General features: G+C 72.7%; 14 protein-coding genes. 6 read left to right on the forward strand and 8 right to left on the reverse strand.

Translation table 11 applies throughout. The features are described 5' to 3' along the window. Positions 1 to 76 precede the first annotated feature (76 nt). Positions 77 to 1,639 carry a cellulose binding domain-containing protein gene (locus ACIBR0_RS02165; RefSeq protein WP_396712248.1) on the forward strand — a complete coding sequence of 521 codons (1,563 nt, stop codon included), beginning with the start codon at positions 77 to 79 and terminating at the stop codon, positions 1,637 to 1,639. A gap of 16 nt (positions 1,640 to 1,655) precedes the next feature. Here the strand turns inward: ACIBR0_RS02165 and ACIBR0_RS02170 are convergent, their stop codons facing one another. Both ACIBR0_RS02170 and ACIBR0_RS02175 read right to left on the reverse strand, forming a co-directional pair. Then, positions 1,656 to 2,327, reverse strand: coding sequence for a DedA family protein (locus ACIBR0_RS02170; protein WP_396712250.1), 672 nt, complete (start codon positions 2,325 to 2,327; stop codon positions 1,656 to 1,658). Positions 2,328 to 2,430: 103 nt separating this feature from the next. Next, positions 2,431 to 3,027: a DUF1349 domain-containing protein gene (locus ACIBR0_RS02175; RefSeq protein WP_396712252.1), complete on the reverse strand. Its 597-nt coding sequence runs from the start codon at positions 3,025 to 3,027 to the stop codon at positions 2,431 to 2,433. 61 nt (positions 3,028 to 3,088) lie between these two features. Between ACIBR0_RS02175 and ACIBR0_RS02180 the strand changes: the two genes are divergently transcribed. Both ACIBR0_RS02180 and fabG read left to right on the forward strand, forming a co-directional pair. Beyond that, positions 3,089 to 4,741, forward strand: coding sequence for an alpha-amylase family protein (locus ACIBR0_RS02180; RefSeq protein ID WP_396712254.1), 1,653 nt, complete (start codon positions 3,089 to 3,091; stop codon positions 4,739 to 4,741). Positions 4,742 to 4,807: 66 nt separating this feature from the next. Next, on the forward strand, positions 4,808 to 5,566 hold the full coding sequence (gene fabG, locus ACIBR0_RS02185; protein WP_357031436.1) for a 3-oxoacyl-ACP reductase FabG: 759 nt from the start codon (positions 4,808 to 4,810) through the stop codon (positions 5,564 to 5,566). Positions 5,567 to 5,674: 108 nt separating this feature from the next. Here the strand turns inward: fabG and ACIBR0_RS02190 are convergent, their stop codons facing one another. Together ACIBR0_RS02190 and ACIBR0_RS02195 are read right to left on the reverse strand one after the other, a co-directional pair. Then, positions 5,675 to 6,097, reverse strand: coding sequence for a hypothetical protein (locus ACIBR0_RS02190; protein ID WP_396712256.1), 423 nt, complete (start codon positions 6,095 to 6,097; stop codon positions 5,675 to 5,677). Then, positions 6,090 to 6,485: a hypothetical protein gene (locus tag ACIBR0_RS02195; protein ID WP_396712258.1), complete on the reverse strand. Its 396-nt coding sequence runs from the start codon at positions 6,483 to 6,485 to the stop codon at positions 6,090 to 6,092. The genes ACIBR0_RS02190 and ACIBR0_RS02195 overlap by 8 nt, the downstream gene beginning before the upstream one ends. A 214-nt stretch (positions 6,486 to 6,699) precedes the next feature. Here ACIBR0_RS02195 and ACIBR0_RS02200 point away from each other — a divergent pair, with 214 nt between their 5' ends. Together ACIBR0_RS02200 and erm are read left to right on the forward strand one after the other, a co-directional pair. Beyond that, on the forward strand, positions 6,700 to 7,608 hold the full coding sequence (locus ACIBR0_RS02200; protein WP_396712260.1) for a Gfo/Idh/MocA family protein: 909 nt from the start codon (positions 6,700 to 6,702) through the stop codon (positions 7,606 to 7,608). Between the two features lie 407 nt (positions 7,609 to 8,015). After that, positions 8,016 to 8,810, forward strand: coding sequence for an ErmE/ErmH/ErmO/ErmR family 23S rRNA (adenine(2058)-N(6))-methyltransferase (erm, locus tag ACIBR0_RS02205; RefSeq protein WP_396712262.1), 795 nt, complete (start codon positions 8,016 to 8,018; stop codon positions 8,808 to 8,810). A 3-nt stretch (positions 8,811 to 8,813) separates the two neighbouring features. On the opposite strand, the gene ACIBR0_RS02210 is transcribed toward erm, so the two are convergent. After that, complete coding sequence (locus ACIBR0_RS02210; protein ID WP_357031422.1) at positions 8,814 to 9,005, reverse strand: DUF2795 domain-containing protein; 192 nt, start codon at positions 9,003 to 9,005, stop codon at positions 8,814 to 8,816. 82 nt (positions 9,006 to 9,087) lie between these two features. On the opposite strand from ACIBR0_RS02210, the gene ACIBR0_RS02215 reads away from it, so the two are divergent. Beyond that, positions 9,088 to 10,344, forward strand: a complete 1,257-nt coding sequence (locus tag ACIBR0_RS02215; protein WP_396712266.1) for an erythromycin esterase family protein — start codon at positions 9,088 to 9,090, stop codon at positions 10,342 to 10,344. Between the two features lie 96 nt (positions 10,345 to 10,440). On the opposite strand, the gene ACIBR0_RS02220 is transcribed toward ACIBR0_RS02215, so the two are convergent. From ACIBR0_RS02220 to ACIBR0_RS02230, 3 genes are all read right to left on the reverse strand, one after another. Next, on the reverse strand, positions 10,441 to 12,645 hold the full coding sequence (locus ACIBR0_RS02220; RefSeq protein WP_396712268.1) for an MMPL family transporter: 2,205 nt from the start codon (positions 12,643 to 12,645) through the stop codon (positions 10,441 to 10,443). Positions 12,646 to 12,712: 67 nt separating this feature from the next. Continuing rightward, positions 12,713 to 13,261: a TetR/AcrR family transcriptional regulator gene (locus ACIBR0_RS02225; RefSeq protein WP_396712270.1), complete on the reverse strand. Its 549-nt coding sequence runs from the start codon at positions 13,259 to 13,261 to the stop codon at positions 12,713 to 12,715. A 119-nt stretch (positions 13,262 to 13,380) separates the two neighbouring features. Further along, positions 13,381 to 13,980, reverse strand: a complete 600-nt coding sequence (locus ACIBR0_RS02230; RefSeq protein WP_396712272.1) for a PadR family transcriptional regulator — start codon at positions 13,978 to 13,980, stop codon at positions 13,381 to 13,383. Positions 13,981 to 14,013 lie beyond the last annotated feature (33 nt).

Raw genomic sequence — 14,013 nt, forward strand, 5'->3', positions numbered from 1 at the left:
CCGGCCCGCCCCGCGTCGGCCGGCGATCCCGCCCATCCCCGGGCGGACCCCCCACCACCGGTCCCTGGAGGCCATCGTGAGACTCCGCTCCCCACGCGCGGCGACGTTCGCCGTCGCGCTCGTCGCAGCCCTGGTCGCGGCTGCCGTCGTGGCCCCACCGGCCGCGTCCGCCGCCACCGCCGCCTTCGTCCGCACCTCCAGCTGGGGCAGCGGGTACGAGGCCAAGTTCACTGTCACCAACGACACCTCGGCGAGCATCAGCTCCTGGAACGTGCAGTTCGACCTGCCCGCCGGCAGCTCGCTCGGCACCTTCTGGGACGCCCGGCTGACCACCTCCGGGCAGCACGTCACCGCGGTCAACCAGTCCTGGAACGGCACGCTCGCCCCCGGCGCCAGCACCTCGTTCGGCTTCGTGGTCAGCGGCACCGGCGACCCGGTCAACTGCACGGTCAACGGCGGCGCCTGCACCGGCGGAGGCGGGGGCAACCCCTCCGCCCCGGCCACTCCCGGCGGCCTGCGGGTCACCGGCACCACCGCCTCCTCGGTGGCGCTGGCCTGGAACGCCGTCGGCGGCACGGCCACCGGCTACCGGGTGTACGAGGGATCGACCGTCCGGGCCACCCTCACCGGCACCTCCACAACGGTCACCGGGCTCGCCGCCTGCTCCGCGCACAGCTACACCGTGGCGGCGTACAACGCCTCCGGTGAGTCGGCGAAGTCCGCGCCGGTCTCCGCCACCACCACCGGCTGCACCGGGGGCACCGCCGGAATGGCCGTCGCGCCCTACCTCTACCCGGGCTGGGGCGACCCGCCCGCGCCGTCGACGGTGATGGGGGCGACCGGGGTCAAGTGGTTCACCATCGCGTTCGTGCTCTCCGGCGGCGGCTGCACCCCGGCCTGGGACGGCACCGGCCCGCTCACCGGGGGCGTGCACGCCAGCACCATCGCCGCGATCCGGGCCGCCGGCGGTGACGTGATCCCGTCCATCGGCGGGTGGAGCGGCAACAAGCTCGGCCCGAACTGCTCCTCCGCGGCCGCGCTGGCCGGGGCGTACCAGCAGGTGATCAACGCGTTCGGGCTGAAGGCGATCGACATCGACATCGAGAACAGCGACGAGTTCGAGAACGAGGTGGTGCAGGACCGGATCCTCGGCGCGCTGAAGATCGTCAAGCAGAACAACCCGGGGATCAAGACCATCATCACCTTCGGCACCTCGACCACCGGGCCGAACTACTGGGGCACCCGGCTGATCAACCGGGCCAACGCGCTCGGCGCGAACATCGACACCTTCACCATCATGCCGTTCGACTTCGGTGGCGGCGCGAACATGTACCAGAGCACGGTCAACGCGGCCGAGGGGCTGAAGAACACGCTGAAGACCGCCTTCGGCTGGTCGGACGCCACCGCGTACGCGCACATGGGCATCTCCGGCATGAACGGCCTCTCCGACCAGCAGGAGTTGACCTCGCCGGCCACCTGGACGCAGATCCGCGACTGGGCGAAGGCCCGCAGCCTGTCCCGGTTCACCTTCTGGTCGGTCAACCGGGACCGTCCCTGCCCGGGCGGCGGCGTGGTGGCCCACTGCTCCGGCATCGCCCAGAACACCTGGGAGTTCACCTCGATCACCGCGAAGTACTGAGCGAAGGGCGTCGCGGTCAGCGACCGGCGGTCACCGACTGCCGGTCGCGCCGTGCCCGCCGCTTGCGGATCTTCTTCATCGCCCAGCTGACGACCATGACGGCGAAGACGGCGAAGATGGCGTAGTTGAACCAACTGCTGTACCGGTCCACGTCCTTCCAGCGGGAGCCGAGCGCGTAGCCCAGAGCGACGATCAGCGTGTTCCACACGCCGCTGCCCAATGTGGTGAAGAGGATGAACTCGGCAATCGGCATCCGGTTCGCTCCGGCCGGGACGGAGACCAGGCTGCGGACCACCGGCACCAGCCGGCCGAAGAGCACCGCCCACCGGCCGTGCCGCTCGAACCAGCGGTCAGCCTTCTCCAGGTCGTCGGAGTCCACCAGCGGGATGTGGTCCAGCCAGCGCTTCAACCGCTCCTCGCCCAGGGCCGCGCCGAGCCAGTAGAGCAGCAGTGCTCCGCCCAGCGATCCGGCCGTCGCGGCGAGCACGATCAGCACCACGTTGAACCGGCCCGCGGAGGACAGGTAGCCCGCCATCGCCAGCACGATCTCGCTGGGAATGGGCGGAACGACGTTCTCCAGTGCGACCAGCAACGCCACGCCGAGCGCACCCATCGCGTCGATGACGTCGGCCACCCACCCGGTCAGCCCGGTGAACTGGGAGGGGTCCACGTCCTGCGCGACTGCCATGGTTGTCCTTCCGCCGGCGGCCGGGGGATCGGACAGTGGTACCCGGGCCCCCGCCACTTACACCGCCGGGTGGTGACGGCCACGCGGGAACCGCACGGCGCGCTCAGCCCTCCGGGTGCAGCAGGGTGTCGGCCGGGCCGTGGTGCCAGCCGGTGAAGGTCACCCGCAGTCCCGCACCGGTCGGCGAGCAGCAGTACGGGCCGGCCGCCGCCACCGCCTCCGGGGCGAGTGGCGCGAGCCGGACCAGTCGCCACGACCCGCTCCCGACCCGGGCCCGGACGGTCAGCGCGTCACCGGCCCGGCTCACGCGGACGGTGACCTCCCGCCCGGCCCACTCCGGCACCGCGGCGACCGACCAGTCCGACAACCCCCGGGTGACCACCGCGCCGACCTGCGGCTGGCCGTCACTCACCTCCACACCGGCCTTGACCCAGGTGTCGGAGTCCACCCGGACGAGGACACCGGCCTGGTCGAACTGCGCGCCGTAGTCGAGCAGGAAGCTGACCTCCACCGCCGCGCCGGCGGGCAGCGGCGCGAGCAGCGCCGGGGCGTCGTCGTGCACGAAACCGTACGAGGTGTGCCGCCACAGGTCGGTGTTCTCGCCCGGCTCCACCACCAGCCCGCCGTCGGGCACGCTCTCCACGCGCACCGGCCGGTTCCACCACTCGCCCTCTGCCCAGTCGACCCGCCGCAATTCCATGCCGGCGACCGTACCGCCGCTCGCGTTTGCCGGACGCGGCGATTGGAGACATCAGACAGGCATGGGTGACAGGTGGTATTCCGAGGCCGTCGTGTACTGCCTCGACATCGACACGTTCGCGGACTCCGACGGCGACGGGGTCGGTGACATCCGTGGCCTCATCGGCCGGCTGGACTACCTGGCCCGGCTGGGGGTGACGTGCCTCTGGCTGCATCCGATCCACCCGTCGCCGAACAGGGACGACGGGTACGACGCGACGGACTTCTACAACGTCGACCCGCGCTTCGGCACGCTGGGGGACTTCGCCGAACTGCTGCACCAGGCCCAGAACCGGGGCATCCGGGTGATCATCGACCTGGTCGTGAACCACACGTCCGACCAGCACCCGTGGTTCCAGTCCGCCCGCTCGTCGCCCGACTCGGAGTACCGGGACTGGTACGTCTGGTCCGACCACGAGCCGGACGACCGCTACCAGGGCATGGTCTTCCCAGGGGAGCAGCACGAGACGTGGACCTACGACCGCACCGCCAAGTCGTGGTTCTACCACCGGTTCTACACGTTCCAGCCGGACCTGAACATGGCCAACCCGGCGGTCCGCGCCGAGGTCAAGAAGATCATGTCGTTCTGGCTCCAGCTCGGCGTCTCCGGTTTCCGGATGGACGCGGTGCCGTTCATCATCGAGCAGACCGAGCCGGGCAACCCCAACTCGCCGAAGGACTTCGAGTTCCTCACCGAGATGCGCCAGCACGTGCAGTGGCGCCGGGGCGACGCCGTCCTGCTCGCCGAGGCGAACGTCGAGCCGGACCAACTGCCGACCTTCTTCGGCGACAGCGGCGGCTCCGCCAACCGGGTGCACATGCTCTTCGACTTCATGCTCAACGGGCGGCTGATGCTGGCCCTGGCCCGGCAGGACCCGGAGCCGGTCATCGAGGCGCTGCGGGACACCCCGGCCCTGCCCGAGGGCGGGCAGTGGGCCACCTTCCTGCGCAACCACGACGAGATCGACCTGTCCCGGCTCACCGCCGAGCAGCGCAACCAGGTGTACGCGCAGTTCGGCCCCGACGAGGACATGCGCATCTACGACCGGGGCATCCGGCGCCGGCTCGCCCCGATGCTCGGCAACGATCGGCGGCGCATCGAGCTGGCGTACGCCCTCCAGTTCTCGCTGCGCGGCACCCCGGTGCTGCGCTACGGCGAGGAGATCGGGATGGGGGAGGACCTGTCGCTGCCCGGCCGGGAGGCGATCCGTACCCCGATGCAGTGGTCGTTCCAGCCGAACGCCGGCTTCTCCACGGCCGACCCGGAGAAGCTGGTGCGCCCGGTGATCGACAAGGGTGACTTCAGCTACGAGAAGGTCAACGTCACCGCCCAGCGGCGCGACCCGAAGTCGCTGCTCGCCTGGTTCGAGCGCATGATCCGTACGCTCCGCGAGGCCCCGGAGGTGGGCTCCGGCTCCACCACGCACATCGACGTGCCGATGCCCCCGGGCGTGCTGGCGCACCGTGCCGACGGGCCGACCGGGACGATGGTCTTCGTGCACAACCTCGGCACCGACGACGTCGAGGTGGACCTGAGCAGCCTGGAGTCCGAGGCGGACTTCCCGATCGACGTGCTCGGCGACCGGAACTACGACGACATCGGCAAGTTCGACCGGGTCAGGGTGTCCGGGTACGGCTACCGCTGGATCCGCCTCTGCCGGGGTCCCGCCTGCTGACGATCGATGGCGGCCGGTGCGTGGGTTAGGGTGTGGCGATCCAGCCCAAGTTACCGGGAGGTAGGCATGTCGGAGGAGCAGCGGGTCGCCATCGTCACCGGGGCCGCGCGGGGCATCGGGGCGGCGACCGCCCGACGGCTGGCCGCCGACGGCCTGGCCGTGGCCGTGGTCGACATCGAGGAGTCGGCGACGAAGGAGACCGTGGACGCGATCGCCGCCGCCGGCGGCCGGGCGCTCGGCGTGGGCGCCGACGTGTCCGACCGGACCCAGGTGGAGGCCGCCGTGGAGCGGGTCGCGGCCGAGCTGGGCGGCCCGACCGTACTGGTCAACAACGCCGGGGTCCTCCGGGACAACCTGCTGTTCAAGATGACCGACGGCGACTGGGACACGGTCATGGGCGTGCACCTGCGCGGCGCGTTCCTGTTCAGCCAGGCCGCCCAGAAGCACATGGTCGAGCGGAAGTGGGGCCGGATCGTCAACCTCTCCAGCACCTCGGCGCTGGGCAACCGGGGCCAGGCCAACTACTCCGCCGCGAAGGCCGGCCTGCAGGGCTTCACCAAGACCCTCGCCATCGAGCTGGGCCCGTTCGGGGTGACCGTCAACGCGGTCGCACCGGGCTTCATCGTCACCGACATGACCGCCGCCACCGCCGCCCGGATGAAGGTGGACTTCGAGGCGCTCCAGCAGCACGCCGCCGCCGAGATCCCGGTCCGGCGGCCCGGCCGTCCCGAGGACGTCGCCCATACCATCTCGTTCCTCACCAGCGAGGGCGCGTCCTTCGTCTCCGGTCAGGTCATCTACGTAGCGGGCGGCCCGAAGGACTGACCGCGCCCCGCGCCGCGCTCTGCGGGTGGCCACTCTTTCCCGGAAAGAGTGGCCATTCCGCGTCCCGAGGCCACTCTTTCGGGAAAGAGGGGGGAGGCAGCTCTGCGTTCAGGCGGGGGCGCTGCGAGTGCGGCGGAGCCAGAGGAGTCCGAGGATGGGCAGGACGAGCGGGATGTAGCCGTACCCGCTGCCGAAGCCGGACCACACCGTCTCGTCGGGGAAGAGGTCCGGGTCGAGCAGGCTGAGGAGTCCGACGCCGACCACGCCGACCAGCTCCACGGTGCAGCAGGCCAGCGCGACGCGCCGACCGGCGGCGCCCGCGCGGGCCAGGCCCACCGCCGCCACGACGTAGATCAGCGCCGCCAGCGCCGAGAGGGTGTACGCGACGGGCGCCTCGTCGAACCTCGTCGCGATCTGGAGGCCGGCGCGGGAGGTCGCGGCGATGGCGAACAGGATGTAGACCGCGATCAGCAGCCGCCCCGGGCCGGCGTTGGTGCGCTTCCGCTCGGGTGCGCGTACCTGCTCAGCCACCGAGCACCTCCCAGGTCTGCTGAAGGCGTACCACGACCACCGGTGTCACCAGGCAGACCGCGCAGACGATCGCGGAACCCCAGCGGGTGGGTTCCATCCGGGCCAGCACCCAGGCCAGCGGCGGGAGGCAGACCAGCGTCACCAGGTACCCGAAGAACGCCCCCGGCTCGCCGGGTCGCTCCCCGCCGCCGAGGGCGACCAGGGCCAGCACCGCGAGGCCGAGCAGGGCCAGCTCCAGCGCCAGCAGCCCGGCGAACTGCACCCGGTCGGGCGCGCGGTGCCGCAGCGTCGCCACCAGCGCCCACGCCGCGACGAGGAGCGACAGCACGATCGAGAGGGTCGCCAGGAGCCCGTCCACCGGGGAGCCGGCCGCTGCCGCGCTGGTCATCGACGCCGTCCGGCGCTCGCTTCGGTCACCGGCACACTCTACTAACCCGCGTAGTAAACCCCGCCACCGCCGGTCCCGCGCGCCGCCCGGCTCCGGTCCGGTCCGGAGCCGGCCAGGACCGGTGGTGTCGCGGGCGGGCGGGCGGAGGGCCGGATAGCGTGATCCGAGGGGCCGCGGACCGGTCCCGTGACGCGACGACGGGTGGGGGTTCCACGTGGTGCGGTTCGGGCTGTTCGGTACCGGGCACTGGGCGATGGAGACGCACGGCGCGGGGCTGGACGCGCATCCCGGGGCCGAGCTGGTCGGCGTCTGGGGGCGGGACCGGGCGAAGGCGGAGGTGCTGGCGGACCGGTACGGCGTGCCGGCGTACGACGAGGTCGACGCCCTGATCGACGCGTGCGACGCCGTCGCGGTGGCCCTCCCGCCGGACGTGCAGGCCGACATCGCGGCACGAGCGGCCACCGCCGGGCGGCACCTGCTGCTGGACAAGCCCCTGGCCCTGACCGTCGCTGACGCCGACCGCGTGGTCGCCGCGGCGGGCGGCGCCGGGGTCGCCTCGGTGGTCTTCTTCACCCAGCGCTTCCACGCCAACGTGACCGCCTTCCTCGCGGCCACCGCCGCGGCCGGCGGGTGGCAGCACGCCCGCGCGACATTCTTCGCCTCGATCTACCAGGCGGGCAACCCGTACGGCGGTTCGGCGTGGCGCCGGGAGCACGGCGCCCTGTGGGACATCGGCCCCCACGCGCTCTCGATGATCCTGCCGGTGCTGGGCCGGGTGACCCGGGTCGCCGCGATGGACGGCCCGAGCGGAATCGTCCACCTGCTGCTCACCCACGACGGGGGCGCCACCAGCAGCGCCTCGCTGACCCTGGACGCCCCGGTCGAGGCGGTCACCCGGGACTTCACGTTCTACGGGGAGAACGGGATCGAGACCGTACCGGCCGGGGAGGGGGCGGCGGCCGACGCCTTCCGGGTCGCGATCGACCAGTTGCTGGGGGAGATCACGTCGGGCACCCGGGACCACCGCTGCGACGTGCGCTTCGGCCGCGAGGTGGTCGCCGTTCTCGCCGCCGCCGAACAGTCCCGCGTCGCGTCCCGCACCATCGACGTCCCCGCCGCCTGAAACCCGGTCGACCGGGGTGGGCGGGGGAGTTAGGGTCGCGGCATGTTCGCGTACGCACTGATCGAGGCGGTCGGCACGCCGGCCTGTCTCGGGCCGCTGCTGCAGGCCCGTCCGCGAGTCCGGCGTCCGGCCCTGGCCGGCGTGACCCGCGACTGATCCTCGTCCGCGCGCGGCATCCCTGACCGGGTGTCGTGGCAACCGCCACCCCGGGTGACCACCCGGGGTCGGGGCGCTGCCCGCGCGCCACCGATCCGTCACCGCCTCACCGCCCAGGGCCGTCCGAGTCCCCGATCATCCGGACAGGCCCGACTCCACCGTGCCCGTGCGCGCTGAACCGCCCTGCCGGGCGCACGCCGGAGCCGCCTGTCCGTTCCGTCGCCGTACGGCGACAGACAGGACGACGCCCCGTGGCAACCCGCCGTACCCGTACCGAACGCGACCGGTCCCGTCGCGTGCTGTCCCAGAACTTCCTCGCCGACCCGGCCGCGATCGCACGGCTGGTCCGGGCGGCCCGTCCCGATCCGGACACGCTCCTGCTGGAGGTCGGCGCCGGCCGGGGCCAGCTCACCCGGGCACTGGCCGCCCGGTGCCGGCACCTGGTCGCGTACGAGGTGGACCCGGCCGCCGCGGCAGAGCTGGCCCGGGTCTGCGCGACGGTGCCGAACGCGTCGCACCGGCAGGCGGACTTCCTGACGGCCGTACCGCCGGCGGAGCCGTTCGACGTGGTGGGCAACATCCCGTGGTCGCTCACGTCCGCCGTGGTGCGCTGGTGCCTGGCGGCGCCGGGGCTGCGCGCGGCGACCCTGCTCACCCAGGCCGAGTACGCGCGACGGCGCAGCGGCGACTACGGCCGGTGGACCCGGCTGACCGTGTCCACCTGGCCGGAGTTCGGCTGGCGGCTGGCCGGGCGGGTGCCCCGGACCGCGTTCCGCCCGGCGCCCCGCGTGGACGCCGGCATCCTGCGCGTCGAGCGGCGGCCGGAGGCCCTGCTGTCCCCGTCGACGCTGCCCGCGTACCGGAGGATGGTGGAGCTGGGCTTCGACGGCGCCGGCGGGTCGCTCGCGGCGTCGTTGGGCCGGCGGTACCCGCGGGCCCGGGTGGCCGCGGCCCTGCGCGCGGCCCGGCTCGACGCGGCCACGCCGGTCGGCCACGTCTGGCCGGAGCAGTGGCTGGTGCTGTTCCGGCTGCTGCACGCCCGCTGACGCTCAGGCGAGGGTGTTCAGCGCCTCGTTCAGCTCGCCCGACGAGTCGAACTCCTCGGCCGGTAGCGCCTTCAGCATCTGCAACATCTCCGTGCTGGCCCCGTTCTCCTGGCCCCACCGCACCAGGTCCTCCCGCGAGACCGGGTAGTCGAGCCCGGCCAGGTACTCCTGCAACTGCACCCCCGTGACGGTCATGCCGGTCGGCTACCCGCTGCGCCGGCCGGCATGCCGCCGCCGAGCCCGGTTTGCCGTGCGACACGCCGGGTAGCCGCCCGCCATGCAGGTTCAGCGGCTCGGCGCGCCGAGCGACTTCGACCCGTTGCTGGAGCGTGTCCGGGACGCCCGGATCGTGATGATCGGCGAGGCGTCACACGGCAGCCACGACTACTACCGGCTGCGCGAGCAGCTCACCCGCCGGCTGATCGCCGAGTGCGGCTTCTCGTTCGTCGCCGTGGAGGGGGACTGGCCGGACTGCGACCGGCTGCACCGCTCGGTCGTCGCCGCGCCCGGTGGCGCCACCGAGCCGCAGACCGCCCTGGAGCGCTTCGAACGCTGGCCGACCTGGATGTGGGCGAACGCCGAGGTGGCCCGCTTCTGCCGCTGGCTGCGGGCATGGAACCTCGACCGGCCCGAGTCGGCCCGCGCCGGCTTCCACGGCCTGGACGTCTACAGCCTGTGGGAGTCGATGCAGGCCATCTTCGACTACCTCGGCGAGGAGGACCCGGCGTCGCTGGAGGCCGCGCAGGACGCGTACCGCTGCTTCGAGCCGTACGGCAAGCGGGTGGAGGAGTACGGCATGGCGAGCCGGTTCGTCTCGTCCCGCTGCGAGGAGGAGGTGGTGCGGCTGCTGGCGCGTACCCGTGAACACGCGGTGGCGGACGGCCCGGACGCCTTCTCGGCCTGGCAGAACGCGGAGGTGGTGGCCGGCGCGGAGCGCTACTACCGCGCGATGATCGGCGGCGGCCCGGAGTCGTGGAACATCCGGGACATCCACATGGCCGACACCCTGGACCGGCTGCTGGAGCGCTACGGCCCGGACGCCCGGGGAATCGTCTGGGCGCACAACACGCACGTGGGGGACGCCCGGGCCACCGACATGGCCGCCGACGGCATGCTCAACATCGGGCAGTTGGCCCGCGAGCGGCACGGCGCCGACCGGGTCGTCCTGGTCGGCTTCGGCAGTCATCGGGGCACGGTTATCGCGGCGCGACGCTGGGGCTCGCCCGCCGAGGTGATGACGGTGCCACCCGCCAAGGAGGGATCGGTGGAGCACCGGCTGCACGAGCTGATGCCGGAGCGGGCCGTCCTGGTGTTCGGCGGCACCGACCAGCCGGGCTGGGCCACCGACAGCCTGGACCACCGCGCGGTCGGGGTGGTGTACGACCCGTCCTTCGAGTCGTGGGGCAACTACGTGCCGACCCGTCTGGGCGAGCGGTACGACGCGTTCATCTGGTGTGACGAGGCGACCGCCGTGCACCCCCTGCCCGCGCTGGCGGCGCCGGGGGAGATGGAGACGTACCCGGCCGGCGTGTGACACGGGCCGGCGTGGACGTGCCGCGCCGGATCTCGGCGCGTTAAGAAGGGCCCCCTGCTATACGCGAGGCGTTAACAAGGGGCCCTTCCTTACACCTCAGACGTGGGTGGGTGACTTCTCGTCGAGGTGGGCGCGCAGGCTCTCACCCTCGATGTCGACGTTGGGCAGCGCCCGGTCCAGCCAGCGCGGCAGCCACCACGCCCGCTTGCCGAGCAGGGACATCACCGCCGGCACGATGGTCATCCGGACCACGAAGGCGTCGATGGCGACACCCACCGCGAGCGCGAAGCCCATCGACTTGATCACCGGGTCGTCCAGGAAGACGAAGCCACCGAAGACCGAGATCATGATCAGCGCGGCGGCGGTGACCACCCGGGCACCGTGCCCCATCCCGTTGATGGTGGCCTGCTGCGCGGTGTCGCCGTGCACGAAGTCCTCCCGCATCCGGGAGACGAGGAAGACCTCGTAGTCCATGGCGAGACCGAACAGGATGCCGATCAGCAGGATCGGCAGGAAGCTGATCAGCGGCCCGGGGGTGTCCAGCCCGACCAGGTCGGCCAGGTTGCCCTGCTGGAACACGGCCACGGTGATGCCGAAGGTGGCCGCGACGGTGAGCAGGAAGCCCAGCGCGGCCTTGACCGGCACCAGCAGCGACCGGAACACCAGCATCAGCAGCAGCACCGACAGGCCCACCACCAGCAGCAGGTAGACCGGGAGCGCGTCGGAGAGCTTCTCCGACACGTCGATGCCGATCGCGGTGACACCGGTGAGCAGCACGTCGGCGCCCTGGATGCCGCCGACGGCCTCCCGGACGTCGTTGACCAGCGTTTCGGTGGCCTCGGCGGTCGGGCCGGTCTTCGGCACCACGCCGAGCAGCGCGGTCTTCCCGTCCGGGCTGAGCTGGGGCGGCGCCACCGCGAGGACGTTCTCGGTGCGCTGCACCAGCGCGGTCACCTGCGGGACGGCACTGGCGGTCGCCTGCGGCGTGTCACCCGCGACCACCACCGCGAGCCGGCCGGTGAAGCCGGGCCCGAAGCCCTCACTGATCAGGTCGTTGGACTCCCGGGCGGGTGAGCCGACCGGCGCGGTGCCCGCGTCCGGCAGGGCCAGCCGCATGTCCGGGGTGGGTAGCGCGAGCAGGCCCAGCCCGAGCAGCCCGACCAGGATGACCGGGAGCCGGAAGCGGGTGACCGCGCGCGCCCAGCGGAAACCGAAGCCGGAGCGGTCCTCGGCCGGGGCGGCCCCGGCGACCGGCGCGTCCACCGTGGCGGCGCGGTCGGTCACCGTGCGCCGCAGCTTGCGCGGCAGCGCCCGGGCACCGATGAAGCCGAGCAGCGCCGGCAGGAGGGTGACCGCGACCAGAACCGCCACGGTGACCGTGCCGGCGGCGGCCAGACCCATCACCGTGAGGAACGGGATGTCGACCACGGCGAGACCGGCCAGCGCGATGACCACGGTGGCGCCGGCGAAGACCACGGCCGAGCCGGCGGTGCCGACCGCGCGGCCGACCGCCTCGTCCGCCGGCAGGCCGTCGAGCAGGTTCTGTCGGTAGCGCGAGGTGATGAAGAGCGAGTAGTCGATGCCGACCGCCAGGCCGAGCATCAGCGCGAGGATCGGCGCGGTGCTGGTCAGCTCCACCACGTCGCTGAGCGCGAACAGGCCGGCCATGCCGACGCCGACGCCGATCAGCGCGTTGAGCATGGTCATCCCGGCCGCCACCAGCGAGCCGAACGTGACCACCAGGACGACCAGGGCCACCGCGACGCCGAGAGCCTCGGTCGAGCCGACCTCCGGCTCGGTGTTGAGCACCTCGCCGCCCGGGGCGACCTGCCAGCCCTGCGCCTCGGCCCGCGCGCCGACCTTCTCGTACGCGGCGCGCTGCTCGTCGGTCACCTCGTCGGCTCCCGCGGCGAACTGGACCTGCACCAGCGCGTACCGGCCGTCGGGTGAGACCGCGCCCACCTGGAACGGGTCGACGGCGCCGACCACGCCGGGCAGCGTCGCCGCCTCCTGGGTCAGTTCCCGCACCACCGCCTGGCCGGCCGGTGCGCCGAGCTGGCCGGCCTCCGGCGCCTTGACCGCGATGGTGCCGGTCGCGCCGCTCGCCGCCGGGAACTGCTCGGCGAGCAGGTCCTGGGCGCGCTGCGACTCGGTGCCGGGCATCGTGAAGTTGCTCGCCGTGGGGCCGCGCAGCGTCGCGGCGGCCAGACCGAGCCCGACGAGTACGACGAGCCAGATCACCGCCACGAGTCGCCGTCGGCGCAGCGAGCCCCGGCCGAGCCGGTAGAGCAGGGTCGCCATGAGTTCCTTGTCCTCCGTGTGGGTGGGTGGGACGGGCGTCGTGGATGGGGTGGTCGGGGGTGCCGGGTCAGCCGGCCGGTTCCAGACCGCGCGTGACGAGGGCCAGCAGCGCCGGGCGGAGCACCTCGTCGGCGATGTCGAGGAATTCCCCGCACGCCTCGGAGATGCCGGCAAGCAGGACGAGGGCGGCGATCCGGGCCGACGGGCGCTCCGGGTGTCCGGCGAGCGCGTCGATCAGCCGCTCGGAGATGCGCTGGAGGTGCGCGAAGGCGGGATGTTCGAGCAGCTCCGGCAGTTCGCCGCGGAGCACGGCGATCTCCCGCCGGAACCGGACGGCGAGGTCGACGAAGCCCTCGGCGGCGACCCGCTGCGCCTCCGCCGGGTCGGTGGCCCGCGCGATCCGGTCGCCGAGGTCCTGGGACACCGCGATGGCGGGGGCCATCAGCTCGGTGAGGATGGCCTCCTTGTTGGCGAAGTGGTACAGCACCGCCGCCTTGGAACAGCCGACCTCGCGGGCGATGTCCTGCAGGGACGTACCCCGGTAGCCGGTCGCCGCGAACCGTCGCGCCGCCGCCGTCAGGATCTCGTCATGCGTCTCGGGTACCGCCCGCGCCATCACCGGTCCACCTCCACCGACCAGCATGCCTGACCGATCGGTCAGCAGCTGACCGATCGGTCAGACGGATCGCGTGGTCTTGCCCACAGGTCGCGCGGGTTCACCCGGGGAGAACCCGGTCAGTCGGTGGTGCCGGTCCAGTCGGCGAGCCAGGGGCCGTCCCAGGTCAGGGTGCCGGCCCGCAGGTCGGCCACCAGCGCGCGCACCCACTCCAGCTCGGCGCGCATCACCGTGAGCCGGTACTCGTCCTCCACGAGGAAGAGCCGCGGCAGGTCGACCGCCGCCAGCACCGCCTCCCGCTCGCGCAGCCGGGCGGCCAGCAACTCGGCCCGCCGGTCGAGCTGCCGGGCGGCCTCGGCCGGCGGCAGGATCGGCAGGAAGGAGAGCGCGGCGGGGAACTCCGGGAACTCCCGCGCGGGCGCGGCCAGCGCGTCGGCGAGCCAGGCGTCGAGCGTACGGCGGCCGGCCGGCGTCAACTCGTACACGGTGCGTTCCGGGCGGCGCTCGTCCCGTGCCGTGTGGCTGACCCGGACCAGTTCCTCGCGCCGCAGTCGCTCGACGGTCTGGTAGATGCTGTTGCGCTGCGCGACGTTGACCACGTCCAGCTTGTCGCGCTCCCGGATCAGCTGCTGCATCCGGTACGCGTGCATCGGCTCCTCGACCAGCAGGGCGAGCACCATCATCGCCAGCGGCGAGCGGCGCTGAGCCCGTGCGGTCATGCCCTCACCCTAGGCGACGGGATGGTTCAATAT

This window comes from Micromonospora sp. NPDC049497, assembly GCF_044465805.1.
Taxonomy (GTDB): domain Bacteria; phylum Actinomycetota; class Actinomycetes; order Mycobacteriales; family Micromonosporaceae; genus Micromonospora.

Excerpts from the sequence above, each read along its gene's own strand:
- ACIBR0_RS02230 (WP_396712272.1), bottom strand. The coding sequence starts at position 13,980 with ATGACCGCACGGGCTCAGCGCCGCTCGCCGCTGGCGATGATGGTGCTC.
- ACIBR0_RS02180 (WP_396712254.1), top strand. The coding sequence starts at position 3,089 with ATGGGTGACAGGTGGTATTCCGAGGCCGTCGTGTACTGCCTCGACATC.
- ACIBR0_RS02175 (WP_396712252.1), bottom strand. The coding sequence starts at position 3,027 with ATGGAATTGCGGCGGGTCGACTGGGCAGAGGGCGAGTGGTGGAACCGG.
- ACIBR0_RS02195 (WP_396712258.1), bottom strand. The coding sequence starts at position 6,485 with ATGACCAGCGCGGCAGCGGCCGGCTCCCCGGTGGACGGGCTCCTGGCG.
- ACIBR0_RS02225 (WP_396712270.1), bottom strand. The coding sequence starts at position 13,261 with ATGGCGCGGGCGGTACCCGAGACGCATGACGAGATCCTGACGGCGGCG.
- ACIBR0_RS02170 (WP_396712250.1), bottom strand. The coding sequence starts at position 2,327 with ATGGCAGTCGCGCAGGACGTGGACCCCTCCCAGTTCACCGGGCTGACC.
- ACIBR0_RS02215 (WP_396712266.1), top strand. The coding sequence starts at position 9,088 with ATGCAGGTTCAGCGGCTCGGCGCGCCGAGCGACTTCGACCCGTTGCTG.
- ACIBR0_RS02220 (WP_396712268.1), bottom strand. The coding sequence starts at position 12,645 with ATGGCGACCCTGCTCTACCGGCTCGGCCGGGGCTCGCTGCGCCGACGG.
- fabG (WP_357031436.1), top strand. The coding sequence starts at position 4,808 with ATGTCGGAGGAGCAGCGGGTCGCCATCGTCACCGGGGCCGCGCGGGGC.
- ACIBR0_RS02210 (WP_357031422.1), bottom strand. The coding sequence starts at position 9,005 with ATGACCGTCACGGGGGTGCAGTTGCAGGAGTACCTGGCCGGGCTCGAC.